13 protein-coding genes are annotated in these 25,264 nt (G+C 70.7%); all 13 read right to left on the minus strand.

Going from position 1 to position 25,264, the window contains the following annotated elements:
* Window positions 1–51: 51 nt before the first annotated feature.
* Window positions 52–957 (minus strand): formyltetrahydrofolate deformylase, encoded by a 906-nt coding sequence (purU, locus tag ACTMO_RS0115975; RefSeq protein ID WP_019855692.1) that lies wholly within the window; start codon window positions 955–957, stop codon window positions 52–54.
* A 297-nt stretch (window positions 958–1,254) separates the two neighbouring features.
* Window positions 1,255–1,458 carry a cold-shock protein gene (locus ACTMO_RS0115980; protein ID WP_019855693.1) on the minus strand — a complete coding sequence of 68 codons (204 nt, stop codon included), beginning with the start codon at window positions 1,456–1,458 and terminating at the stop codon, window positions 1,255–1,257.
* Between the two features lie 255 nt (window positions 1,459–1,713).
* Window positions 1,714–3,078, minus strand: a complete 1,365-nt coding sequence (locus ACTMO_RS0115985; protein WP_019855694.1) for an acetyl-CoA carboxylase biotin carboxylase subunit — start codon at window positions 3,076–3,078, stop codon at window positions 1,714–1,716.
* Complete coding sequence (locus ACTMO_RS21275) at window positions 3,075–3,599, minus strand: acetyl-CoA carboxylase biotin carboxyl carrier protein (protein WP_019855695.1); 525 nt, start codon at window positions 3,597–3,599, stop codon at window positions 3,075–3,077. The genes ACTMO_RS0115985 and ACTMO_RS21275 overlap by 4 nt, the downstream gene beginning before the upstream one ends.
* Window positions 3,600–3,654: 55 nt before the next feature.
* On the minus strand, window positions 3,655–5,358 hold the full coding sequence (locus ACTMO_RS0115995) for an acetyl-CoA carboxylase carboxyltransferase subunit alpha (RefSeq protein WP_019855696.1): 1,704 nt from the start codon (window positions 5,356–5,358) through the stop codon (window positions 3,655–3,657).
* A gap of 160 nt (window positions 5,359–5,518) precedes the next feature.
* Window positions 5,519–7,294: an acyl-CoA dehydrogenase family protein gene (locus ACTMO_RS0116000; RefSeq protein ID WP_019855697.1), complete on the minus strand. Its 1,776-nt coding sequence runs from the start codon at window positions 7,292–7,294 to the stop codon at window positions 5,519–5,521.
* Entirely contained in the window at window positions 7,291–9,066 is a 1,776-nt protein-coding gene (locus tag ACTMO_RS0116005) for an acyl-CoA dehydrogenase family protein (protein WP_019855698.1), read from the minus strand. The genes ACTMO_RS0116000 and ACTMO_RS0116005 overlap by 4 nt, the downstream gene beginning before the upstream one ends.
* Window positions 9,063–10,646, minus strand: a complete 1,584-nt coding sequence (locus ACTMO_RS0116010; protein ID WP_019855699.1) for a PfaD family polyunsaturated fatty acid/polyketide biosynthesis protein — start codon at window positions 10,644–10,646, stop codon at window positions 9,063–9,065. Before ACTMO_RS0116010 ends, ACTMO_RS0116005 begins: the two co-directional genes overlap by 4 nt.
* A 5-nt stretch (window positions 10,647–10,651) precedes the next feature.
* Complete coding sequence (locus ACTMO_RS0116015) at window positions 10,652–17,833, minus strand: type I polyketide synthase (RefSeq protein ID WP_019855700.1); 7,182 nt, start codon at window positions 17,831–17,833, stop codon at window positions 10,652–10,654.
* Window positions 17,834–17,847: 14 nt separating this feature from the next.
* Window positions 17,848–20,130 (minus strand): SDR family NAD(P)-dependent oxidoreductase, encoded by a 2,283-nt coding sequence (locus tag ACTMO_RS0116020; protein ID WP_051099096.1) that lies wholly within the window; start codon window positions 20,128–20,130, stop codon window positions 17,848–17,850.
* Entirely contained in the window at window positions 20,127–23,987 is a 3,861-nt protein-coding gene (locus ACTMO_RS0116025) for a type I polyketide synthase (protein WP_026449306.1), read from the minus strand. The genes ACTMO_RS0116020 and ACTMO_RS0116025 overlap by 4 nt, the downstream gene beginning before the upstream one ends.
* 71 nt (window positions 23,988–24,058) lie before the next feature.
* Window positions 24,059–24,943: a thioesterase domain-containing protein gene (locus ACTMO_RS0116030; protein ID WP_019855701.1), complete on the minus strand. Its 885-nt coding sequence runs from the start codon at window positions 24,941–24,943 to the stop codon at window positions 24,059–24,061.
* Complete coding sequence (locus ACTMO_RS0116035) at window positions 24,933–25,208, minus strand: acyl carrier protein (protein WP_019855702.1); 276 nt, start codon at window positions 25,206–25,208, stop codon at window positions 24,933–24,935. The genes ACTMO_RS0116030 and ACTMO_RS0116035 overlap by 11 nt, the downstream gene beginning before the upstream one ends.
* Window positions 25,209–25,264 lie beyond the last annotated feature (56 nt).

Below are 25,264 nucleotides of genomic sequence, written 5' to 3' on the forward strand. Positions count from 1 at the left end.
GCCCACATCGTCCCCCGCCCGGGCGCCGCGGCGGGACCGCGCCGCGCCCCCTCAGGCGAAGACGATGGTGCTGTTGTCGCTGCGGATGACGCGGTCCTCGCTGTGCCAGCGCACGGCCCGGGCCAGCACGGTGCGCTCGACGTCGGCACCGCGACGTCGGATGTCGGCGAGGGTGTCGGCATGGGTCACCCGGACGACGTCCTGCTCGATGATCGGCCCCTCGTCGAGATCCTCGGTCACGTAGTGGGCGGTGGCGCCGACGAGTTTGACGCCGCGCTCCTTGGCCTTGGCGTAGGGGCCGGAACCGATGAAGGCGGGCAGGAAGGAGTGGTGGATGTTGATGATGGGCACCCCGAGCCGGGCGATGAAGTCGCCGGACAGGATCTGCATGTACCGGGCGAGCACGACGAAGTCGACGTTGCCGCGCAACAGTCGCAGGTGCTCGGCCTCGGCCGCCGACTTGCCCAGCTCCATCGTGGGCACGTGGACGAAGGGCACGCCGAAGGCCCGCACCTCCTCGGCGGTGTCGGTGTGGTTGGAGACGACCATCGTGACGGTCACGGGAAGCTGCCCCCTGCGGTGCCGCCACAGCAGGTCGAGCAGGCAGTGGTCCTCCTTGGAGGCGAACACGGCGACCCGCTTGGGAACCGACATGTCGCGGAGGGTGAAGTCGAGATCGAACCCCGCGGAGAGCTCGCTGGCGAGGTCCTGTTCCAGCACGGGCAACGCGGCCCGGAGGTCGTCGAGGCTGAACACGGTGCGCTGGTAGAACGTCCCGCCCTGGTGGGGGTCGTCGGAGTACTGGTCCAGCGAGACGATGTTCGCCCCGTGCCCGCTCAGGACCGCGCTGACGGCGGCGACGATGCCGGTGCGGTCCCTGCCCTGCACGATGAGCGAGGCGTGGTTCTCGGGCAGCACCGGCGGGTGCGCGTGGGCGGTTGCCGAGTCGGTTGCCACCTCACCTGATCCTTCCTGACGGAAACGTCACGGCCACACACCGGGATTCCGCCGGTGACCGGCCAGCCGTGACGGTGATCCACACCGAACCCGAGACCCCTCCCCGACTCCAAGAGCATCCGGGCCCGTGTCGCCACTCTCATCCCGCCGGGGGATCACAGTGGAGGCCCGGCGCCGAGCGACGGACGCACAGGCGGGAGCCGAGGCCCCGGAGACGGGAGGTGGGAAGACGTCCGGACACGACAACGGCTCCCCACCCGAACGGGATGGGGAGCCGTCGACGAAGCGGGTAAAGCCTCAGACCGCGCGGACGACGTCGGCCTGCGGGCCCTTGGAGCCCTGACTGGACTCGAAGGTGACCTGCTGGTCCTCGTCCAGGCTGCGGAAGCCCGGGGCGTCGATGGCCGAGTAGTGCACGAACACGTCCGGGCCACCCTCGTCAGGAGCGATGAAGCCGAAGCCCTTTTCCGAGTTGAACCACTTCACTGTTCCCTGTGTCATGTCCTTCTCCTTCGGGAGCTGGGGTACGTATGACGGATGACCACACCGCGCGGACACCCGGGCCGGGGATCTCAGACGGCTACTACTCCAGCTACAACCAAAGACAGAAGCTCGCCCGCATCGACATCCTGCGAGCGTGTACGAACACGAACCCAGAAACTCAACGACCGAGTGAAACTCTACCCCACCTCGATCACCGCTGTCCACCCCCTGCCACCTCCCCACGAAACCGCAGGTCAGCCCCGTATCACACCGCTACCCCGCGAACTCCGGCATACGGGCACGCAGGAACCCCGTCGTGGCCCCGCCGTCACGGACGACGGCGTCCTCGACGATCGCCCGCTGTAGCCCGATGGTGCTGCGCATACCGTTTCCGTCCAGTTCGAACTCCCGCAGGGCCTGGCTCGTGCGGTCCAGCGCGCTGGCGCGGTCCGGGCCCCAGCACACCAGTTTCGCCACCAGGGAGTCGTAATGCGGCGTGACGGTGGCCCCCGTGTGACAGTGCGTGTCCACCCGCACCCACGGTCCGCCCGGGGCATGGTAGGTGTGCAGGGTGCCCGGGGTGGGCACGAACCCCCGAGCGGGGTCCTCGGCGTTGATCCGGCACTCGACGGCGTGACCGAACGGTCGGACGTCCTCCTGCCGCAGGGACAGCGGGGCGCCCGCGGCGCTGTGGATCTGCTCGGCCACCAGGTCGATACCGGTGATGGCCTCGGTGACGGGGTGTTCCACCTGGATACGCGTGTTGACCTCCATGAACCAGAAGCGGTTCTGCCCGTCGAGCAGGAACTCCATCGTGCCGACACCCTGGTAGCCCGCCTCCAGGGCTCCCCGCACGGCGGCAGCACCGAGCTCCTGCCGCAGGTTCTCGTCCACGGCGGGGGAAGGAGCCTCCTCCAGGAGTTTCTGGTTGCGGCGCTGAATGGAACAGTCCCGCTCTCCCAGGTGCACCCCCCGACCGTGGCTGTCGCACAGGACCTGCACCTCGATGTGGCGTGCCTGTTCGAGGTACTTCTCCATGTACAGCGAAGGATCCTTGAACAGGGTCTGGGCGTTGGCCCGGGTGGTGTGGAACGCCTCGAAAAGGTCGACGGGACGGTGCACCACGGTGATCCCGCGACCACCGCCACCGGCGACCGCCTTGAGCACGACCGGGTAGCCGATGTCCTCGGCGACCCGCTGGGCCTGCTCGTAGGAACCGAGCGGCTCCACGGTTCCCGGAAGCAGCGGCAGCCCGTTGTCCCCCATGACCCTGCGCGCGCTCGACTTGTCACCGAGCACCTCCATCACCTCGGCCGAGGGGCCGATGAAGGTGATCCCGTGGTCGGCGCAGATCTCCGCGAAGTAGGGATCCTCGGACAGGAAGCCGTATCCGGGGTGGATCGCGTCAGCGCCGGTGCGCAACGCCGCGCCGATGATGTTCGGGATGTGCAGGTAGCTCTCCCGCGCGTCAGCGGGACCGACGCACACGGCCTCGTCCGCGAGCCGGACCGGCAGCGTGTGTTCGTCCGCCCGCGAATAGACCGCGACCGTGGGAATCCCCAGCCTGCGGCAGGTACGGATCACTCTGACGGCGATTTCGCCGCGATTGGCGACGAGCACCTTGACGAACAACCTCACTCCTCCTCCGGCTCGATCTCGAAAAGAACCTGGTCGTACTCGACGAGTTCGGCCTCGGTGCCCGTGATGCTCACGACCCTCCCGGAGACGGGAGCGCTGATCGGGTTCATCAGCTTCATCGCCTCGATGATGGCGAGCTGCTGTCCTTGCTCGACGATCGTGCCGATCTCGACGAACGGGTCCTCCCCCGGAGCGGGGGCACGGTAGAACGTTCCGACCAGCGGGGCGCGTACCGCTGTCCGCGTCCCCTCCTCCCCTACGGCCTCGGAGATCTCGACGGCTCCCGCGGCGTCGACGGCGGGGGCCGGACCGGGCTCGTCGGCCCAGTCGATCTCGACGGAGTCCGGCCCCGCCTGCAACCGGATCCTGCGCACGGGGCGGTCGACCCGCGCCAGGAGTCGTCCGACGTGCTCGCCGAGTTCGGCGATCGTGTGATGCCCCGCCCCGGAGGTGTTCGGGGTTCCCGTGGTCAGGTCCTGTCCGTGCTCGGTGAGTTTCGCGCCGTTGGTCTCGATGGACATCTCGGTTCCTTCCTGTCTGGTGGATGGGTGGGCCGCGGAGCGAGGCGGCGCGGGGTCACCGGCCGGAGGGCTCCCCCAGGGCGGCCTGGACCCCGGGGTCACCGATCGCGGCGACGCGAGCCCACCGTTGTTCCAGCAGCTGCTCGGGCGAGAGACCGGACAGTTCCGCCAGGCTCTCCCGCAGGGCGGCACGGATGTTGGCGGCCGTGCTCGCGTGGTCGGACTGCGCTCCCCCCTCGGGTTCGGGCACGGCCCCGTCCACCACTCCCAGGCGCATCAGATCCGCCGCCGTCAGGCGCAGCGACTCCGCGGCGACAGCCGAGTGCTCGGAGGAACCGAACAGGATGGTCGAACATCCCTCGGGGCTGATCACGGAGAAATAGGCCTGTTCGAGCATCAGCATCCGGTTGCCCACACCGAGCGCGAGTGCCCCGCCGCTGCCGCCCTCCCCGGTCACCACCACGACGGTGGGAACCGTCAGGCGGGACATCCGCAGGATGGCCTCCGCGATGGCCGTGCCCTGCCCGTGGCGTTCGGCCTCCACGCCCGGATAGGCGCCCGGTGTGTCCACGAAGGTCACCAGTGGCATCCCGTGCCGCTGCGCGTGGTCCATCATGCGCCGGGCCTTGTGGTAGCCGCCGGGCTGGGGCATTCCGAAGTTGCGCTCGACCAGTTCCCCGGTGGTGTGTCCCTTCTGGTGACCGAGCACGACCACGGCCCGCCCGGCGAACCTGGCGAGGCCGCCGACGATCGCGGGGTCGTCGGCTCCGACCCGGTCCCCGTGCAGCTCGACGAACTCGTCGAAGACCAGTCCGCAGTAGTCCAGTGTGGTCGGACGTTGGACGTCCCGTGCCGCGGCGACGACGTCGGCGGCGGCGCGACGGTCCAGCCCGTCCGGATCGTCGATCCGGCCTCCGCCCGGAGTCGCCTCCTCCGGTGCGTCCTGTCCGTGCAGCGACAGCAGCCGAGCCACCGTCGAACGCAGCTCCCCTCGGGGGACGACGAGGTCGCACATCCCGTTGCGCGCCAGGAACTCCGCCGTCTGGAAGTTGTGGGGCAGTTCGGCCCGGATCGTCTGCTGGATGACGTTCTTGCCCGCGAACCCGATCCTGGCCCCCGGCTCGGCCAGCACCACGTCGCCGAGCGTGGCGAACGAGGCCGTCGCGCCACCGTAGGTGGGGTCGGTGTTGATGTTGAGCACCAGCACGCCCGCCTCGCGCAGACGCCCGATCTCCTGACTGGTTTTGGCGAGTTGGGCCAGGGCCACCACTCCCTCCTGCATCCGGGCACCGCCGGAGGCGGTGACCAGCAGCAGCGGAATCCGACGGTGCAGCGCGGCCCGGGCGGCCCGGGCCAGCAGTTCCCCCGTCACCCCGCCGATACTGCCTCCGAGGAAGGCGAAGTCGAGCCCGGCCACGACCACCGGGTTGTCGTGGATCCGGCCGAGTCCCCACCGCACGGCCTCACCCGCCCCGGTTGTTTCCCGCGCTTTCGCCAGCCGTTCCCCGTACGGGCGGGTGTCGCTGAACGACAGCACGTCACGCGCCGTCAGCTCGGAGTCGAACCACTGGTGGGAGTCCGGGTCCAGCAGCATCGTCAGTCGGTCGGAGAGCCCCAGGCGAAAGTGGTACGAGCAGTCGGGGCACACTTTGTCGTGCCGCCACAGCCTGCGGAGGTAGATCATGCCGGAGCAGGACGGACAGTGTGTCCAGCGTACTTCGCCGTCGGTCGCCGACGGAGTTCTCTCGGTGGTGGTCATCGGTTCCCCTCGAACGTCGTCCGGCTCGCCGGAATCGGCCCGGGCCGGAAGTAAACCGAAAAGTCTCGCGCCTTCCTGGTGTTCCGCTGGTGTCTTCCGCTCCCGCCGAAGACGGGGCCGTCGTGCCCGCCCCCCGACCGGGTGCTGATCCCGGACGGCGTCACCACACGTCTCCGGCGGTCCCGTCCGAGGCCGCCACCGGAAACCGCCAGTGCGAGAACAGCCTGTGCCGCCGGTGCATGTCACCGGCAACGTCCATCACACGGTCGACCACGTCCACGTCGGTGACCGTCTCGTACGCCCGGAAGTGCCGCAGGGACCGTTCCACCATGAGCAGCAGCACCGCCCCGTCAGGCAGTTCGCCGGGAAGTGAGTCGGCGGAACGAACCGTGAGGTGGATCGCCGCGGCCCCCGCGTTGATCGCGCAGTACTGTTCGGCCAGACGGAAGAGTTCCGCCGAGGAGGCGTGCTCCCGTCCCATCTTCTGCCGCAGCTCGGCACCTTCCCGGCGGACGCGCCGCAGCTCCTCCAACAGGGTCTGTCCCGCCCGCGCGGCCCGCTCGAACCACTCCCGCTGGCGCCCCTCGGACCGTGCGGCGAGCGCGCGGAGACCGGCGATGCCGTCCGGCAGCGTGTCGAGCGTGTCGTTGCGTCCCCGGCCGAACAGGGTCTGCTTGCTCGGCTCCCACACGGGAAGCGGCCGGTCCACGTCGAAAACGGTGCGCGTGCGCTCCAGCGTCTCCGAGTCCGGTTCCGTGTCCTTCGGTGGCCCGCCGAGCTGCACGGCGATGTTCTTCAGGTTCACCACCGTGTTGCCGTCGACGAACGTGGCGGCCAGCACGTCCCGGAGCATCTTCTGGTAGATGCCGAAACGCGGATGCTCCCGCAGGTAGAGACGGGCTCCCAGCACGGTGGACAGCTGTGCCATGCTGCGCTCCAGCAGCGTCGGCACGAAGTACTTGACCGCCGAGGAGAACACGCTGGCCTGGGCGGGATTGGCCTGGAGGGCGCGCACCGCGCCCGTGCCGACCGCCTCCGCCAGCAGCAGGTCGGCGAAGCACTCCGCGAGCTGACGCCGGGTGTAGGGGATGTCCACGACCCGGCTGCCGAAGATCTCGTGCCGGGTGACGAAGTCCATGGTCACGCGAAGTGCCGTGTCGGCGGCGCCCAGCGCCAGGCCGTTGATCACGGTCCGGGCCACCTGGGCGCTCTGGAGCGTAATCTCCAGGCCCTGCCCCTGGGCGCCGATCCGGTGGTGCTCGGGCACGAACACGCCCTCGAACCGGACGCCGCTGATGTCCATGGCCCGGAGGCCGTGCAGACGTTCCCCGGGCAGCTCCGCGACCGAACCGGCGGGGCACTCGCGCTTGTCCACGGCGAAGACCGACCAACCACCGGGGCCGCCGCGTTCGTCGGTGCGGGCCTGCACGGTGACGACGTCGGCGATCGTCGCGTTCCCGATGAGGTTCTTCTCGCCGGTCAGCAGGTATCCGCCCGGCACCTTCTCGGCGCGGGTCTCGTTGGCGGTGACGTCGCTTCCGTGCCCGCGCTCGGACAGCGCCCACGCCATGCGGGTGCCCCGCTGGATCTCGGACACGTAGTGTCGCCCCTGGTCCTCGGTGGCGGCGATCCAGGCGGGCATGAACGCCAGGTGCGTGACCATCAACGCCGTGGCCGTGGTCGGATCGCGGCGGGCGATCAGCCGGAGCAGGTGGAAACCGACCTCGACGTCGCCGGCCCGGCCGCCCCAGTAGTCGGGAAGGCAGTACTGGTGCACGTTCCACCGCCGCAACACGTGCAGCGGCTCGTGCGGGACCTGCTCCCGCTCGTCCAGCCGGAGCACGCGGCTGAACGGGATCCTGCTCGCGTCGTCGTGCGGATCGCCGAGGTAGGCCTCCAGCTCCCCGGCGAGTTCGATCATGTTGTCGACGGTCATGGGGACTCCTCCCGGGATTCCGCGAGCGGCAGCGCCACGCTGGAGAACAGTCGGCCCGAACGGTGCAGGGCGGCGACGATGTTCCCGAGTTGCCGCGCGTCGCCGCGGTCCACGCGGTTGTGGCCGCCGTCGGCGCGGTCGAGCAGGAACCCGAGAACGGCACCGAGCCAACCGGTGCTACCCGCCGGAGCGCCGAACAGGGCCGTGGTCCGGTTGAACCACCAGAGGTGGACACAGCTGGCCGCGGCGTGCAGCGCGCAGTAACGTTCGGCCATCTCGATCAGTTCCGGTGCGTTTCCGAACTCACCGCCCTCTGAGGCCCGCAGCGCCTCGACGTCCCGGTGCAGCTCCGACAGCGCGGTGCGCAGGGCCTCCAACCGGCCGGTGACGGCGGCCTCCGGCCCCACAGCCGCCGCGCAGGCCTCGGCCACGGTGGGCAGCGCCGCCCACACCGGATCCCGGCCGCGCACGCTGAGCCGCAGCCCGTCGAGCGACAGGCTCGGAAGTTCGGCCCCCAGCTCGAAGGTGGTCCGCAGCGCCGGGTCGGTGAGCCACCGCTCGTCGACGCCCAGTTCGGCCATGGTCGTCGCCGACAGCTGCCCCAGCTGCATCGCCACCAGCCGCAGGTTCGCCACCGGGCTGGTGTCGATGAAGCGCACGACCGCGTTGTCCCGGCGCGCCACGTCGAAGGGCGCGTACCTGCCCTCGGTGAGCAGACTGCGGCTGCCGAGAACATTGGCGCACCTGGCGAAGACCTCCTCACTGTGGTCCGTCAGCACGGCCTTGGCCACGCTGGACCAGAGGCTGTGCGCGCCGGGCGTCGTGTGCATGCCGCGCGCGCAGGTGACCGCCACGACGTCGGCGGCGAACACGGCGGCGGCGGCGGTGGCGATCTCCCGCCTGGGATGCGGGTGTTCCAGCAGTCCCCGTCCGGCGACCTCGTGTTCGGAGGCGAAGTCCAGGGTCAGGCGCAGGGCGGTGTCCGAGGCCGCGAGGTTGGCCCCGGTGCTCAGCGCACGGACCAGCTGCATCGCCTTCATCGCGGTCTCCGTCCCGCGACCGGGGGCGCCGACCAGGGCCGTGCCTTCCACCTCGGTGTCCTCGAACCGGAAATCCGCGAAGTCCACCCCGCGCATCCCGCTGGGATGTTCCCGCACGGCCCGGCGCGCCGCCCGCACCGAGGGACCGCGCAACAGCGCCGCCGAGAAGGCGGCCGGGCCACGTCCACCGGTGCGCGCCACCAACAGCAGCGCCGAGCAGCGCCCTCCCAGGCCGACCAGCCACTTGTGGCCGTCGGCGCGGTAGCGCCGTTCGTCGACCCGGCTCAGCGCGCACTCGTTGTTGAGCAGATCGCTGCCGTGCTCCGGTTCGGACAGCGCGAAACCGATGGACTCGCCGCGACGGAGCAGGTCGAGCGCCTCCGCCCGTTGCCGTTCGGACCCCGAGATCAGCACACAGGACGTCGCGGTGACGCTGAACATGGTGGCGGGCATGACGGTCAGGTCGCGCCGGGCCGTCAGCCGCACCCGGAACAACGTCTCGTCCAGCCCGGTCATCGTGCCGCCGTGTTCGGTCGGCACGAAGCTCAACCGCAGTTCGGACCCCACCCGGTCGCGGAAGTCCTCCGGAAACGCGGCCTCGCGGTCACGGGCGACCATGGCCGCGAAGCCGAAGGGGTTCTCCGGGTCACCGGGATCGCCGAGGGCGTGGTCCAGCGCGCTCGCCTCCGCGTAGCGTCCGGCCACGGTGGTCTCCTGGGTGGCGGTGTTCATTCCCGCTCCTCTCTGACGGGTCGCAGCGGCCGGTAGTCGGAGCAGGTGGTGGGCAGGTGCACACCCGCCAGGCGGAGCTGGTTGGCACGGCTGACCAGGGCCGCCCCGCGCATCACGTGTCCGGCCACGTCGCTGACTCGTCGGTTGGCCGGCTCGGCCAGGTACGTGCCGGCCACCCAGTCGTTGAAGGCACCCATGGCGGGGCCACACCAGATCTGGTAGTCGGGGGTGCGGGTGTCCTCCCCCACCGAGGCCCACCGGGAGGCCATGCCCAGGTACCACCGGAAGACCAACGCCATCCTCCGCTTGGGGTCCCGCGCGGCGCGGTGCAGCTGCTCGGGATCCCGGCGTTCGAAGTACTCGGTCACCTCGTCCCAGACCTCGGAGACCGGTTTGCGCAGGATCTGTTTCTCCAGCCTGTCCCGGTCCTCGGCGGACAGCTCCTCGATGCCCGAGTGCGAGCGGTACAGCTCGAACAGGCGTTTCGCCCGCATCGGGAACAGGGTTCCCTTGCGCAGCACCTGGAGTTCGACCCCCAGTTCGAACATGTCCGCGGCGGGAGCCATCTCGCAGTCGGCCACCCCGGCCTTCGCGAGCAGCTCCTTCGCCGCCTCGGAGGTCCCCGCCTCCACACAGGACTGGTTCACCGAGCCGGTCACCACGTAGTCGGCCCCCAGCGCGAACGCCGCCGCGGCTGCCCACGGAGTGCCGATCCCGCCCGCCGCCCCGATCCGCAGGTGCGCGGCAGGGGGGAACTCGGCCGCGACTCGCTCCCTGGTTCCCACCACCGCCGGGAACAGCGCGGTCAGGGGGCGCCGGTCCGTATGCCCCCCGGAGTCGGCCTCCACGGTGATGTCGTCGGCCATCGGCACACCGGCCGCCAGGTCGGCCTGCTGGCGGGTGATCAGCCCTTCGGAGAGCAGCCGCCGCACCAGTTCGGCCGGTGGGGGGCGCATGAACCGCTCCGCCACCTCGGTACGCGAGACCTTCGCGATCACCCGGTTCCCGACCAGCGGCCGTCCCTGCCGGTCCGCGCTCAGCCCGGCGAGCCGGTACCGCACGATGTGCTCGGTCAGGTCCATGAACGCCGAGGCCTCCACCCGGCGCACGCCGTAGTGCAACAGCAACTCGACCGTCCGTCGTTCGAGGGCCTCCTCGCTGGGGCTGTGGATCACGTTGACCGCGTAGGGCAGCCCGGGAATCTCGGTGGCGAACCGGCGCAGCGCGCGTTCGATCCGGTCGGGCAGCAGTCCGGCCGCGCCGAACGACCCCAGAAAGCCCGCCCGCGCCAGGGCGATCACGAACTCCTCCCGGGCGATGCCGCCCGCCATCGCCCCGCCGAGGTAGGCGTGCCGAACCCCGTGGTCGGCGCGGAAACGCGGAGAGCCCAGGCGTTCGGACGGCAGCGGGCCGACCGCCGCGACGATGTCGGCGTCGTCGACCACGGGCTCGTTACACACCGCCGTCCCCTCGCCGGTGCGGACCACGTAGCACGGTTTGTCGAGTTCGCCGAGCACGGCGTTGATGCCCGCCGGGTCGGAACGCGGTACTGAGCTGACTGTCGGGTCGGCAATGGTCATGGCGCTCACTCCTCCGTCCTGGAGTGCTCGGTGACGGTTTCGGGACGGACCTCCACGGCCACGTCGTGCAGTTCGTAGATGCGCAGACCGGGTTTCCACACGTTCGCGTCGGCGACCACCAGCAGCCGTTCGTCCTCGCGCTGGACTCGTTTGACGTGCAGGTCGAAGGTCATCTCACGGTCGCCGCGCAGGATCTGACCGCGGTACTTCCAGCTCATGGCCACGTCGGTGGGGATCGCGAAGCACGCCCGCGGGATGCCTTCGGCCAGGCCGGCGTCCATGACGTACAGCTGCAACCCCTGGATCACGGCTTCCACGCCCAACGAGCCGGGCATCACGGGATCACGGTGGAAGTGACAGGTGAAGTACCAGTCGTCCGGGTCGATCACCCGGCGTCCGCGCAGGTAGCCCTTCCCGAACCAACCTCCCTCGTCGACCAGGTCGACGTGGTCGACCAGCCGCAGATGGCCGTCCGCCAGGCGCAGCCCGGTGTCGGGGTCCGGGCGGAACCACTCGTCGCGTTCGCGGACCGGCAGTGTCCGGTACGGCGAGTCACACTGCTCGTCCAACCACGGGGGGACGTGCCGTCCGGCGTCCAGCCCCACCTGTTGCGACAGCGCGTCCGCCGTGAAGTAGCCGAACAGCGACTCCCCCTCGTAGACGAGCACGTCGTCGGCGTAGAGCCGGTAGCCGAAGTTCTGCAGCGTCGCTCCCGTCACGGTCTGGTGCGACAGCAGTTCGGACTCGTGCCGGATGGTCCTGCCCCGCAGGTCCATGTCGGTGACCAGCCGGGCCGTGCCGTCCAGGTTCCGGATGGACAGTTCCTCGTCCGGGGTCTCCAGGGTGGCGCCGAGGTAGTAGCCCAGCAGGATCGCCGCCTGCAACGAGGTCTCCATGAACACGCAGTTCGGCACGGCCGGGCGGGAGTTGTCCCGGTAGTACCAGGCCTCGGGCGGGCTGTCGTACTCGGTGGCCATGCTCGAACCCGGTGCGAGCGCCCCCCGGGTGCCGTCCAGCCGCATGATCCTGTCCACGAACTGGAAGTCCCCGTTGGGAATGTGTGGTGCGCGCCGGTTCTCGTAGATCTCGAACTCGGTTCCCATCGCGGTGGCCAGGTCGCCCTTCGCCGCGTGGGCGAGGTGGAGTTCGTTGATGAACGCGGCCTCGCCCCGGTGGTTGCGCCTGCCGAGGAACTCGGGGATCCCGCCGCTGCCCGGGCGGTAGGGCGTGCCGGGCTTCTCCTGGATGCGTATGCCGAAGTCGCGCATACTGATGATCGGTTTCTCGCCGTCGTAGACGACGATGTCGGCGATCACGGTCGGCCGCGGCAACAGCGTCAGTTCGGTGATCTCGGCGTGGTACCGGATGTGCGGGGTCTGCGGTGTGATCTGCCCGCGCACCTTGACCTCGGTTTCCAGTCCGGGCACCGACTGGAACTCGGCGTCCGGCAGCACCAGGTGCATCCCCAGGTACAGGCCGTAGGTCTGCAACAGCTGGACCGCCCCTTCGGCCACCAGGGAACCGGCGAGCACGGGGTCGTCGGTGAAGTGGCAGCGGAAGTACCAGCCGTCGGGATCCAGGTGTTTGACGGCGGTCAGTTCCCCCAGGGCACGGGGGCCTCCCAGACGGTCGATCGACGGGATCTCGTCGATCATCCGCAGCATCTCCTCCGGCAGCCGCAGCGACGGGTTGCAGCCGTCCGCCCGCTGCTCCCACTCGGGACCGAACACCTCGCCCCGTCTGCCCTCGGCCAGCAGCCGCAGGTCCGCACCGGACAGTCCGGTGCGCTCGGTGCGGGCCAACGGCTTGAACCAGGTGGGGGTGAACTCGGCACGACGCCGCCGGTCCGACTCACCACTGACCACCCCGAGGGAGTTGTCCAGTTCGGTTCGGGTGAAAAAGCCGGCGCAGGCGTCCAACAGCTCCAGGATCAACTCACCGTCGGCGTAGCAGCGGTAGTTGAAGAAGAACAGCAGCGCGTCGTCGTTCCAGACGAAACGGTCGATGTTGATCCGGTAACGCAGCGTCTGGCCCGCACGCGGCAACGGACCGTGGAAGACCAACCTGCTGTCCAGCAGCCGGTACACCCGTTCGCCCCGGTTGTGGAAGTCGATGCCCAGATAGCTGATCAGCAGCAGGTCGCACTGCCCGGCCTCGATCGTCACCGCGCACGGCGTCAGCCCGTCCACCGCGAACCAGGCGTCGTGCGGAATGTCGTACTCCGTGGTGATGGTGGAGGGTTCGAAAACCCCCGTCCGCCCCTCCAGCTCGGTCACGCGGCTGACGAACAGGTAGGGCGGCTCCGGAAGCCGGACCCGCCGGGAGTAGCCGTCGATCACGGCGAACTCGGCACCGAACACCTCGCCGATGGACCCCCGGGCGAAGGTGAGCAGATCCCGTTCGTCCAGGACCGGCTCCCCGGTGGGGCGGTCCGGCGAGGTGATCTCCGCCGGTGGCGGGGCGGCCGCTCCGACGGAGGGAACCGACCCGCCCGGGTGGGAGCCCTCGACGGCAGCCAGGTCCGTGGAGAGCGCTCCCCCCGACTCCAGCCGTCGCATCGTGTCCCGCAGCAGCGCGTCCTGCGCGCGCAGGGCCGCCCGGTGTGCCTCGGCGGCCTGCCGCGACAGCAGGGCCACCGGCTGCGCGGACACCCCAGCCGGAGCGTGCGTTCGCCCCGGCGCGGGAGACGACGACGGGACGGAGCCACCCTGGTGTGCCGGCTCGGCGGGGCGTGCCGACTCGCGCCGCGACGGCGGTTCGGCCGCCTCGGGAACCGGCCGGGTCCGCGCGGTCGAGGAGGCGGCCCGTACGGCGGGCAGGTGCACGAACGGCTCGCCCTCCACGAGGATCGCCCCGCCCTCGCCCTCCTCGGCGAGAGTCCGGGCCCCCTCCGGGGAAACCGGGGGCTCGGATGTTCCGAGTGACTCCGGTGCGGAGCGTACCGCCGCGCAGCCGGTGGCCACCCGCTCGACGACCGACTCGCCGCCACATCCCGTTCGTACGGTGAGACCGGCGCTCTCCGTCGCGGCGGGTTCCTCCGGGTACAGCCTGGCCAGGTCGACCGCGACCCCGTGGGAGACGAGCCGGGCCAGCAGTCTGGCGACGGAACCGCCGACGGGTTTGCCCCGGTTGTCCACCGCGACAGCGAGGTGGCGCCTCTCCCGCAGGGTTTCGCCGATCCACCGGCTACAGGTCGCCGACGGGCCCACCTCCACGAAGTAGCGGTACCCGCGGTCGTGGGCGGCTTCGGTCAACCCGGCGAAGTCCACCGTGTCCCGCAGCGTCCGCGCGATGCGCCAGGCGATCGAGTCCGGGTCGGAGACCTCGACCGGACCACCGGTGTATCCGGACAGCAGTTCCGTTCCCGGGGGCGGTCCCTCCCCCAGCGGGTAGCGGTTCAGCTCGGCCAGCTCCGCCAGCACCGGGTCCACCAGCGGGTTGTGCATGACGTGGTTGGCGGGGGCCTTGGCCGCCTGGCACCCGAGTCGTTCGACCAGCTGCTCGCACTGCTCCGGGGCCCCGGCCACGACCACCTCGCGCGGGGTGTTGACATGGGTCAGGAACACCCGGTCGAAACCGGCCAGCGCCGCACGCACGGAGTCCGGGTCGGCGAGCAGCACCCGGGTGGCCCACACGGCACTGTCCGGGGTGTCCTCGTCGAGACCCCAGGTTCGCCGCACCAGCCGCTTGGGACCGCGCAGCTGGTCGCGGAAGAGCGGGGTGGCGTTCAGCGCGCTGTCGTCCCGGCTGGACTCGTCCCAGACCCCGGTGGCGAAGAGCATGCTGCTCTCACCGAGGCTGTAGCCGTACGCCCCGTCCGGGACCACCCCCAGCACGTCCCGCAGCAGCTGGGTGTGCAGCACCGCCAGGTTGGTGCCCAGCGCGAGCATCGTCGGGATGTCCTCGATGAGCGCGGCCTCGTGCCGCATCAGCGTTCCACGGTCGACGCCCCTGGGGGCTCTGGGGTAGAGCGCCCGCTGCTTGTACCGCTCCGCCGGTCGGTGCGAACTCCGCTCGAAACGGGACAGCAGTTCCGGGAACAGCCGGAACAGACCGTCACCCGCACGGGGGTAGGCGGTGAAGGCCCCCGGGTACACGAACGCGATCTTTCCGGCTCCGATGGGATCCGCCGTGCAGTAGCTGCCGGCCGGTGTGGCCCACTCGCCTCCCGAGGCGAGCACCTCCGGCAGGTCCCGTTCGGCCGCGGCCAGTTCCCTGACCAGCTCGTCCCGGTCACGGGCCACCAGCACCGCGCGGTAGCGGTGCCCGTCCGTCCCGGCGATCGCCGAGCGGATCACCTCCCGCGCCGGTCGGGTGGCGAGCTCCTCGCGCAACGCGGCGGCCCGTCGCGCGAGCTCCGCGCCGTCCCCACCGGCGACCGGCAGTACCAGGGACTCCTCCCGCTCCTGCCAGTCGATGCCCGTCTCGTCACAGCGGACGTCACCACCGCGCAGCAGCAGATGGGCCACGGTCCCCGCGAGCGTTCCGGTACGTCCGAGCGCGCTGATCAGCGCCCTGCGGTCGGCATCGACCGCGGAGCGCAGCCACGGCTCGGTGTGCGTGTTCACGCACAGGGCGGAGTCCTCGACGTTCGGGACGGCGGCCACCGCCTCGACGGCGCGGGCGCTGCTCGCCGGAAGCTCGGCCAGATGCAGCGACACGCACACCCGCACCAACGACAGCAGCACCGCGGCGCTGTGCGCGTTGCCGGTCAGGCTCGCCGACTCGCCGAGCACGCACGTGGCCCCCTCCCCCGCGTCGGGCGTGCTCAGGGAGACCAGCCCGGTGACCAGACCGGCCAGGTCCTCGGTGCTGGACCCCACCAGTTCCGCGTAGTCCACATCGGCCGGTTCGACCTCCGCCTCGGACAGGGCGGACAGCGCACCGGTGGCCACCGAGTCGGCGTCCGGTGCGCGCTCGGTGCTCAGGTACAGCCCGTCCACGGTCGCGTAGCGACGGGGCCAGTCGGGTGCCTGCTGTTCGCGGGTGAGCAGGACGGCGGCGGCACCGTCCCCGTTGGGCAGGGCACTCACCCCGGCCTCCTCCGCCAACCGGACGTCGGCGAGGGTGTTCTCCGCACTCGCGGACAGATCCACCCCGCCCACCAGCACCCCCTCGACGGAGGGGTCGCACAGCAGCAGCTGGGCGACCTCGAGAGCACGGGCCCCCGCCGTCTCGTCCAGCGAGACCGTGAAGGAGGGTCCGGTGAGGTTGCGCGAGGCCGAGATCCGGCTGGCCATGATGTTGCCGATGTAGCTGAGCACCTCGTTGGAACCGATCGGGTCGTGCACGCCCCCGCGCACCGCCTCTTCGAGGGCGTCCATCTCCTCCGGGCCGATCCCGAGGTCCGCCCGCGCGCACTCCGCGCGCACGTGGGCCCCGATGTCGAAACGCGCCCGGTGGCTGTGCGTGCGCGGATCCATCTCCATGGCGACGACCACCGCGATCCGCCGGGCGGGCAGATCGGTGGCCTTGGTTCCGCTGCCCGGAGCGTGCAGCCCCGCCTCGTCCAGGGCCTGTTCGGCGGCGTGGAACAACGCGAGATGCTGCGGATTGAAGTGACCCAGCTCGGCGGGCGGTATCCGGTACGTCGACGCGGACACCTCCAACGACTCCAGGTAGCCCTGTTCCGCGGAGGCGATCCCCTCCAGGGCGGGGACCGCCTCGGCGCCGTACCAGCGGCTCTCGGGCAGTTCGCTCAGCAGGTCCGCGCCCTCCCGGACGGCGCGATGCAGTTCGCCGGCGGACTCCGCGCCCGCCACCCGGGCCCCCAGTCCGACCACGGTCATCGCCGGAGTCCACTGTCGGGGTACGACCGGGGCCTGCTGTTCCCCGTCGTGGGCGTCCAGCAGCAGGTGCGCGTTGGTGCCGCCGAAACCGAAGGCGGAGACCCCGATCCGGCGCAGCGGGGCACCCTCCCCGGCGCTGTCGCCGCCCCGCCGGACCACGCGGGCCGCGGCGGACTCCCCTCCCGAGGGGGTGCGGACCTCGTCGATCCCCGGGGAGGGCGGCACCACCCCCTCCCGCAGCATCAGCACCGCCTTGAGCATGCTGCTGAAACCGGCCACCGTGAGCAGATGCCCGATGTTGCCCTTGACCGAGCCGAGCAGGGGAACGCGTTCACCGAAGAACGTCGAGATCCCACGCAACTCCGTCGCGTCCCCGAGGGGAGTGCCGGTGGCGTGGCACTCGACGTAGTCCACCGACTCGGGAGGCAGGTCGCGATAGGCGTGCTCGTAGGCCTCGATCTGGCCGGACTCGCGGGGGCTCAACAGGTGCTTGCCCGCACCGTCGTTGGTCAGTCCGATCGAGGAGACGACCGCGTGAACACGGTCCCCGTCCCGTTCGGCGTCCGCCAGACGCTTGAGCACCAGCACCCCGGCGCCCTGGCCGGTGAGGATGCCGTTGGAGGCGGTGTCGAAGGGCACACTGTGGCCGTCCTCGGGGTAGGCGCCGAGGTCGGAGAACGACAGGTGGATCAGCAGCGGATCGGGGGCGCACACGGCTCCCGCCACCATCACGTCGGCCTTGCCCGTGTTGAGGTAGTCCCGAGCCAGCGAGACACCGTAGAGCGCGGAGGAGCAGGCCGCGTCGAGCGCCAGGGTGGGCCCGCCGAACCCCAGGGCGGAACCGACCACGGTGGCGGGCAGTCCGGAGGGGCGCAGGTTCTCCGCGGCGACACCGTGCTCGGTCGGCTCGCCCACCGGCACGGGGACACCGGCCCGGTTCAGCCCCTCGTCGACCATCGCGCGCACCAGCGGCACGCACAGTTCCACACTGGACTTCGTGGGGAACGAGTAGTTGCCGAGGACCAGGCCGGTCCGGCGGATCCGCGCGTCCGACTCCGCCAGCCCCGCGTCGGCGAGCGCGGCCCGCACGGTGTGCAGGGGCCAGCGGACCACGGCGTCCAGCTCGCGCAGCCGTTCCTCCGGGATGTTCAACCCACCGAGGTCGATCTCCGGTTCGTCGACGAACCCGCCTCGTGTGGTGGTGATCCGGTGTTCGTCGTCGCCCCAGCCGCCGGGCACGCCGGGGGCGGTGCCGAAGGTCTCGGCGCCGCCCTCGACGCGGAGGTCGGAGCCGGAGGTGATCGCCTGCCAGAACCGCTCCGGGGTGTTGGCACCGGGCAGCAGGCAGGCCGTTCCGATGACGGCCAGTTCCTGGCCGGTGTTCGCTTGCCTGGCCATTGCTTCGCTCCGCCTCACTGGAAGAACTTCCCTTCGAGGGCCGCGTTCGCGACCAACTCCACGTCACGGAACCGCAGCAGGACCCGCCCCGTCGGATCGACCGCGGTGACCGTGCAGCGGTAACAGCCGGCTGCCTGGTCGGCGGGGGTGACCGTCACGAGGAAATCCGAGTCGTCCGGCAGGGGGGAGAACCGCTCCACCGCCCCGATCCCGCTCGGCAGACTCGCCAATCCGTGCTGTTCGCGGATCCGCACCAGGGCCGCCTGCAACAACAGGTCGGCGAGCACGGGGCTGTAGTTCGCGGTGCCGTAGGCGCCGCGGGCGAGGTCGTGGTCGGGCAACCGGCACCGCGACACCAGCTTCTCCGGGCCCTCCCCGAGCTGGCGAATGCCCCGCAGCAGCGGACCGTGGAACAACGTGCCGTCCGCGTAGGGCGCCGCGTCGGACAACACGACCCCGGTGACCTCCCGCTCCGGGGTGTCCGCCCGCGCGGCTACCCCGGTGCGCAGCACGGCCCGGTACCGGGGTCTGCCTGCGGGATCCGAGGCCGTGACGACGAAACCGGTGGACTCCTCCGGTTCCATCCGGAAGTCCAGGTGCTCCGGGGCCGCCCCGTCGAAGGAGACTCCCTTGAGGACCCGGAACTCGTGCGGCTCGGCGTCCTCGATCCCCAGGTCGTCCGCGATGCGCAGCATCGCTCCGAGCGCGGCGGTGGCGGGCAACACCGGTGTTCCCCCGACGGTGTGGTCGGCGACCACTTCCGAACGGGCCGCCTCCTCGAGTGCGCGCCGTACCGTGACCCCCTCGGCGGGAAGCTCGGAGGACGGCGCGGAGAGGGGCGTGTTCGGGCCGACGACGACCACGGTGTCGTCACCGCGTTCGGCGGCGAACTGCTCGGCGAACAACGCGGCCCCCGTCTCCGGCTGGATCAGTGGCACGCCCCGTTCGGCGAACATCCTCTCCAGCTCGGGGGTGACCATGCCGCCCGCCCAGGCTCCCCAGTTGATGGAGGTCACGACCGTTTCGGGTGAGTCCTCGCGCAACGACCAGGCGATGCGGTTGAGCGCCTCGTTGGCCATCGCGTAGTCGGACTGTCCCCGGTTGCCGAAGAACCCCGCCACCGAGGAGAACAGCACCACGTGCCGCAGTCGGCTCCGGTCGACGGCGGTGAGCGGCCCCTCCAGACCGTCCAGTTTCGCGGCGAGCACGCGACGGGCCTCGGCCTCGTCCTTGTCCGCGATCAACCGGTCCGTCAGCACACCCGCCCCGTGGATGAGACCGGTGACCCGTTCGGAGTACGGCCGCAACGCCCGGGTGGTCGCCTCGGCGTCGGTGGCGTCCACGGCGAGGTACTCCGCCGAGCTCCCGGCCTCCCGGAGCCCGTCGAGCGTCGCCCGGATCTCGCGTTGCGCCCGCACCCGTCCGGCCGCGCTGTCGACGGCGCGGGGGGTGGGCTTGTCCCCGCGGTTCCTGATCTCGGTCGCGGCGGCCTCCTTGAGCCGCTCGTCCGGCACGGACCGGGCCCACTCCGGTTCCTCCTCCAGCGGGGTGCGTCCCAACAGCAGGAATCCCGGCCGGTACCGACGGGCGAGCTCGGTCACGCACGTGGCGGTGACCCCCCGGCCCCCGCCGGTGACGACGAACAGATCGTCCGGCTCCGGCTCGCGTGTGCCGCTCCGGGTGGGAGGCGGGGGCTGCTCGCCGAGGCGGAGGGTCCAACGGCCCCACTCGTCGACACCGACCTGCGGCAGCCGCTCCTCGGCGGAGTACAGCTCCGCGAGGACCGCGGCGGCCGCGTCCCCGTCGTCCATCCCGGGTGAGACGTCCACGGCACGGCAGAACAGTTCCGGGGCCTCGATTCCGAGGGTCTTGACCAGCCCGGGCAGGCCACCGAGCACGGACCGGGTGCGGGAGGCCGTGCCGGTCGTGCCCAGTCGTCCGTCCAACCGGGTGACGGTGAGGAACGCGCTTCGGCCGCCGGAGTCGGCACGCAGCGCCGGCTGGGTGTCCCTGGCCAGTGCGAGGGCGTGCACGAGCCCGTCGAACGCGTACCCCGGGTCGGACTGGTTCGCGTCGTGCACCGCGAGCACCGCGTCCAGCCGCGACTCCTCCGGAGGCCGCTGCCCGTGGTGCACCTCCCAGCCACGCTGCCGGAGGGCCTGCCCGAGTTCGTGTCGCAGGGGACAGTCCTCACCGGCCAGCAGCGCGACCGGCCGTCCGCCGAAGGCGTCGACCCGTTCGGCGGGAGGTGGCAGCGCGGCCACGTACGGATGGGTGCGCCCGATCCCGGGCGTCACGCTTTTGGGGCAGCGGAGACCACCCCCTCGGAGGAGGTCAGGAAGGTGGTGATGTCGTCCAGAGTGTTCAACTCGGCCAACTGCTCGGGAGAGGCATCCGGCATCTCGGGGAACCGCTCCCGCAAAGCCCCCATGATCTCCACCCGCTTGATCGAGTCGATCCCCAGATCGGCCTCGACGTGCATGCTCGGATCGAGCATGTCACTGGGATACCCGGTCTTGTCGGCCACGATCCCCAACAGGACCTGCCGAACCGTGCCCACATCAGCCCCACCGGACCCCGAAGACCCGGCACCCCCGGCCACGACGGAGGAAACACCCGTGGTGGAGTGCCGCTTCCCGACGTCGGTGCTGTCGCCTCCCGAGACGGTGGGGAGGTCCCCGCCCGTCATCCCGTGAGTCGGCGCCGTCAGGGCCGTGGGCTCCGCGACCGGTTGTTCGCGCCCGTCGAGCCGAGCGGGTTCCGCCCGCGAGCCCTCGGACTCCCGGTGTTCCGGCGGCAGCGGGGTCGGATCCGGATACCCCACGGCGGGTGCCGACGGGCCCGCCGTCTCCTCCGGCGGCGCCTGCGGCACGGTTCCCGCGGCGAGGTGGGCGAAGCTGCGCAGCACCTCGCTCGCGTGCACGTGGCTGCGCCCGATGGCGAGGCTGTGGTTGGTGACGGCGTTGATGCCGTCCACGACGTGCTGTTCCGGGCCGCCCTCCGAACTCCGTTCCCGGAGCAGTTCGCTGAGCCGCTCGGCGACCCGTAGCTGGCTGTTCAGGTACTCGCCGTGCATCGCGAGGTGATCGGAGGCCATCGAGCCGATCGCCCCGTTACTCGTGCCGGACTCGTCGCGCATCTCGACATCGCCTCCTTGCGTGCGCCGGTACACGGGCTCGGCCCGCTGGTCGGTGTGGACGGCGGGTGCGCTGCCCGCCTCGTCGGAGCGGTCGGGCTCGGTCCACGGAACGAGCCGCTGGGATTCGGTGTCGGCCACCGACGCGGCCTCGGCCGTGGCGGTCACGGGGGTGGCGGTCGGCACCCGGTAGCCGTTGTTCAGCGCCTCGCGGTACTCGGCGCGTCGTTGCTCGGAAACGTGGTTCACCCCGTTCAACGGAATGCTCATCCCCTCGGGGAGCGGACGGGGCTCGATCCGGGCGGTGAAGTCGTTGAAACCCCGCAGCGGGAGCCCGAGGACCGCCAACCGCGCCGCGAGTTGTTTGAGGGAGCGGTCCGAGTCCGCGTTCGGTCCCCCGTCGGCGCTGAGCACGACCACGTCGTCGCGGTCGGCGAGGATTCCGCGCACGAGCCCTCCGAGAACGGACTTCGGGCCGAACTCGACGAACGTCCGGAAACCCTGCTCATACATCCGTTCGATCCCGTCACGGAACTCGACCGGACTGATCAGCTGATCGACCAGCACCGAGCGGTTCCGTTCGACGTCGCCGCCGTACTCGCCGTCCCGTGTGTTGGCGTAGACCGGTATCCGCGGTTCCGCGATCTCGCTGTCCCGCACCGCCTCGCGGAAACTCCGCACCGCGTGCTCCACGTAGGAGGTGTGGAAGGCCGCCGCCACGGGAAGTTGCTGGGCCCCGATCCCCTCGGCCCGGCACTTCTCGACGAGGGCCTCGACCGCGGCCGTGCCCCCTCCCACCACGACCTGGTCGGGACCGTTGTCGTTGCACAACGTCACGTCCGGGTGTTCACGCAGCAGTTCCTCGATCCGCTCGCGTCCCACCCGGACGGCGGCCAGCGTCCCCGGGTCCGCGTCCTGGTCGGGGCGTTCGGCCATCGCCCTGCCCCGCCGGTGCGCGAGACGGTACAGCGTCTCCTCCGAGATGCCGCCCGCGCACCACAGGGCGGTGAGCTCGCCGAAACTGTGCCCGGCGGCTCCGTCTGGCCGGAACCCCAGATGCCGCAGGTAGCGGTACTGGCCCGCCGAGAGCGCGCCGATGGCGGGTTGGGCGTTCTCCGTGCGCCGCAGGAACTCCTGCTGCCGCTCCGCGGTGGCCCTGTCGAAGGCCGGTGGTGGGAACACGGCCTCGCTCAGCGGCCTGTCGGCGGGGCCGGCCATGCTGGCCGCGTCGAAACCGGCACGGACCGGGGGAACGCAGACGGCGGCCCGCTCGCCCATGCCCACGTACTGGCTTCCCTGCCCCGCGAACAGGGCGGCCACCCTGCCGAGCGCCCCGCCCTCGGCGCGGAAGTGGACACCGTCCGGCAACGTGCCCGGATCCCCGCCGGAGCGCAGCCTCTCGACGAGCTTCCGCCGGAGGTCGGCGAGTTCCTCGTCGGTCCGTGCCACGATCGCCGCGCGGGCGTCACCCTCCGGGACCGCGTACTCCGGATCGGTCGGCTCCGCCTCGGCCTCGACCGAGTCGGCGAGTTCTGTCGTGCTCGGCGCGTGCCAGAAGTACACCCGGGTGGCCGGGTGCAGCACCGGAGCCTCCTCGCCGGAGCGGTGTTCCTCCAACACACAGTGGAAGTTGGTCCCTCCGAACCCGAAGGAGGAGACGCCGGCGCGGCGGCGTTCGCGTTCCGGCTCCAGCACCCACGGGCGGGTGCGGTTGTTGACGTGGAACGGCGAGTTCTCGAAGTCGGCGTCCGAACGGGGCGTGTCCACGTTGATGGTGGGCGGAAGCACCCTGTGGTGCAGGGCCAGGGAGGTCTTGATCAGTCCCGCCGCACCGGCGGCGGCCTTGGTGTGTCCGATCTGGGACTTGACGCTGCCGACCGCGGCGAACTGCGAACGTCCCCCGGTGCCGGAGAACAGTTCCCCCAGCGCCGTGAGCTCGGTCAGGTCGCCGACCGCCGTGCCGGTGCCGTGGCACTCCAGCAGGCCGACCTTCTCCGGACCGAGACCGGCGTCCGCGTAGGCGCGGCGCAGGGCGGTGATCTGGCCCTCCTTGCGTGGGGCGTAGATGCTCTTGAACCGCCCGTCGCTGGAGGAACCGACGCCGCGCAGCACGCTGTAGATCCGGTCCCCGTCCCGCTCGGCGTCCTCCAGACGCTTCAGCGCGAGCATCCCCATGCCCTCACCGATGAGGGTCCCGTCGGAGGACTCGTCGAAGGGGCGGATGTGGTCGGTCTTGGAGAGCGCGGGTGTCTTGGAGAAGCACAGGTACATGAGGATCGTGTTCTCGGCGTCGCAGCCGCCGGTGAGCATCATGTCCGCGCGACCGGAGACCAGCTCGTCCACGGCCATCCGCACCGCCGCCAGCGAGCTGGCGCAGGCCGCGTCGATGGTGCAGTTGGTTCCGCCCAGGTCGAAGCGGTTCGTGATACGTCCGGCGACCACGTTGCCGAGCATCCCCGGGAACGAGTTCTCCTCCCACGGCGCGAACGCCTTGGTGAACTTGTTCGCGATCTCCTCGGCGGCGGTCTCGTCCAGACCGCAGCTGCGCACCACTTCCCTGAGCACCGGGGTCTGCAACCTCGTCGCCAACGGCTGGGTCAGCGAGTTGGCACCGGTGATGCCGAGGACCACACCGGTCCGGTCCTTGTGCTGTCGGGGCATCTCGACGGCCCCCGCGTCGTGCAGCGTCTGCTTGGCGACCACCAGGCTCAGCAGCTGCAACACGTCGGTGACTTCGAGCGTCTTGGGGGGCAGCCCGAACTCCATCGGGTCGAACGGCACCGTCGGAATGAACCCGCCCCGTTTGCTGTAGGTCTTGTCCGGTGCCGCCGGGTCGGGGTCGTAGTAGTCCTCGACGCGCCAGTGACTGGCGGGAACGTCCTCGATGCAGTCCTCGGCCTCGACGACGTTGCTCCAGAACTCGTGCAGGTCTCCCGAGCGCGGGTACAACGCGCCGAGCCCGACGATCGCGATCGGCGTGTCACCGAGCCGTGTACTGGCGTGCTCGTCCTGTCGCATAGTGCTCCCCAGAGGTCGGAAGAGGGCGGTCTGAAGGCCCGTGGTGGTGGGTGGGGCGACGGGTCCGGAAGTCAGGCGGAGTCCTCGGAACTCCGTGCACAGGGGTCGGCGAGTACCGCGGCGAGCAGACTCGCCGGTTCCCGCTCGTGCAGCATCGAGTAGTGGTTGCCGGGACAGCGCACCACGGGCACGTGCTCGTAGAGCCGTTCCCAGCCGAGCGGTCGCGGTGTGTCCAGCAGCCCCGCCCGGGGACGCACCAGGGTGAGTGGCACGCTGCCGGGGGTGGGCCGGTGGCCCCGGGTGATCCGGTTGTTGCGGAGCAAGCCGGCGTTGTAGACGTCGAAGACCTTGCGCAGTCCCGGATAACTCGTTCCGGGGGGCAGCGCCCCGGCTTCGACGGCCAGGTCGAGCAACCTCCGCAGTCCCTCGGACAGCTCGACGTCGGAGTAGTCCGCTTCCGGGACCGACACCCCGCGTTTGGCTCCGAGGTAGAAACCGAACCAGGCCAGCACGAGCTCGGGGGCGAGATCCTCCTCCGGGTCGTGGAGGTAGCCGGGCACCGGGGCGATGCTGTCCAGCAGCACCAGTCGGTCGGGGACCTCCGAGGCGTCGAGGGCGTGCGCCAGTGAGTGCGCGATCACGCCCCCGAAGGACCAGCCCGCCAGTGTCCACTGCCCGGCCCTCAGCTCCAGGGTGTCGCGAACCGCGTCGAGGACGCTCGCGGCCAGCCCCTCCACCGAAACGTCCTCATGCCACTCCCCGAAAGCCGCGCCGTAGTAGGCGTCGATCGCCTCCATGTCCACCACACGCAGGCTTCGGCTCTCGGGGAGGTGTTCCCCGATGCGGTGGTAGACGTCGGTGCCCAGCGCTCCCGGGTGGAGCAGCACGAGCGGGTGCTCGGCGTCGTCACGCTCGTCGATCCGCCGAATCAGCGTCCGCAGTGGGTCACGCCGCATTTCCGTCACGCACTTCCACGATGTACTCGGACAGTTCGGCGATCGTCGGGTGGTACCACAACGCGGTGGTCTCCAGCTCGAAACCGAGCCAGTTCTCCAGTTCTCCGGACAACACCAGCGCCTCCGTCGAGTCCAGGTCGAACTCGTCGAAATACTGGTTGACGTCTATCCGGTCCGTACTGACGTCGAGGCGGTACGCGACCTTCTCGACGAGCCATTCGCGAACTCGTTCCGCGGTGAGCGCATTCTGGCCGGTTTCGGACATGAGGGTTCCTCCGATGGATGTCGACCGGGAGGCGACCGGTACTCGTGTTGGTTTCC

It is taken from the genome of Actinopolyspora mortivallis DSM 44261 (assembly GCF_000384035.1).
Taxonomy (GTDB): Bacteria; Actinomycetota; Actinomycetes; order Mycobacteriales; family Pseudonocardiaceae; genus Actinopolyspora; species Actinopolyspora mortivallis.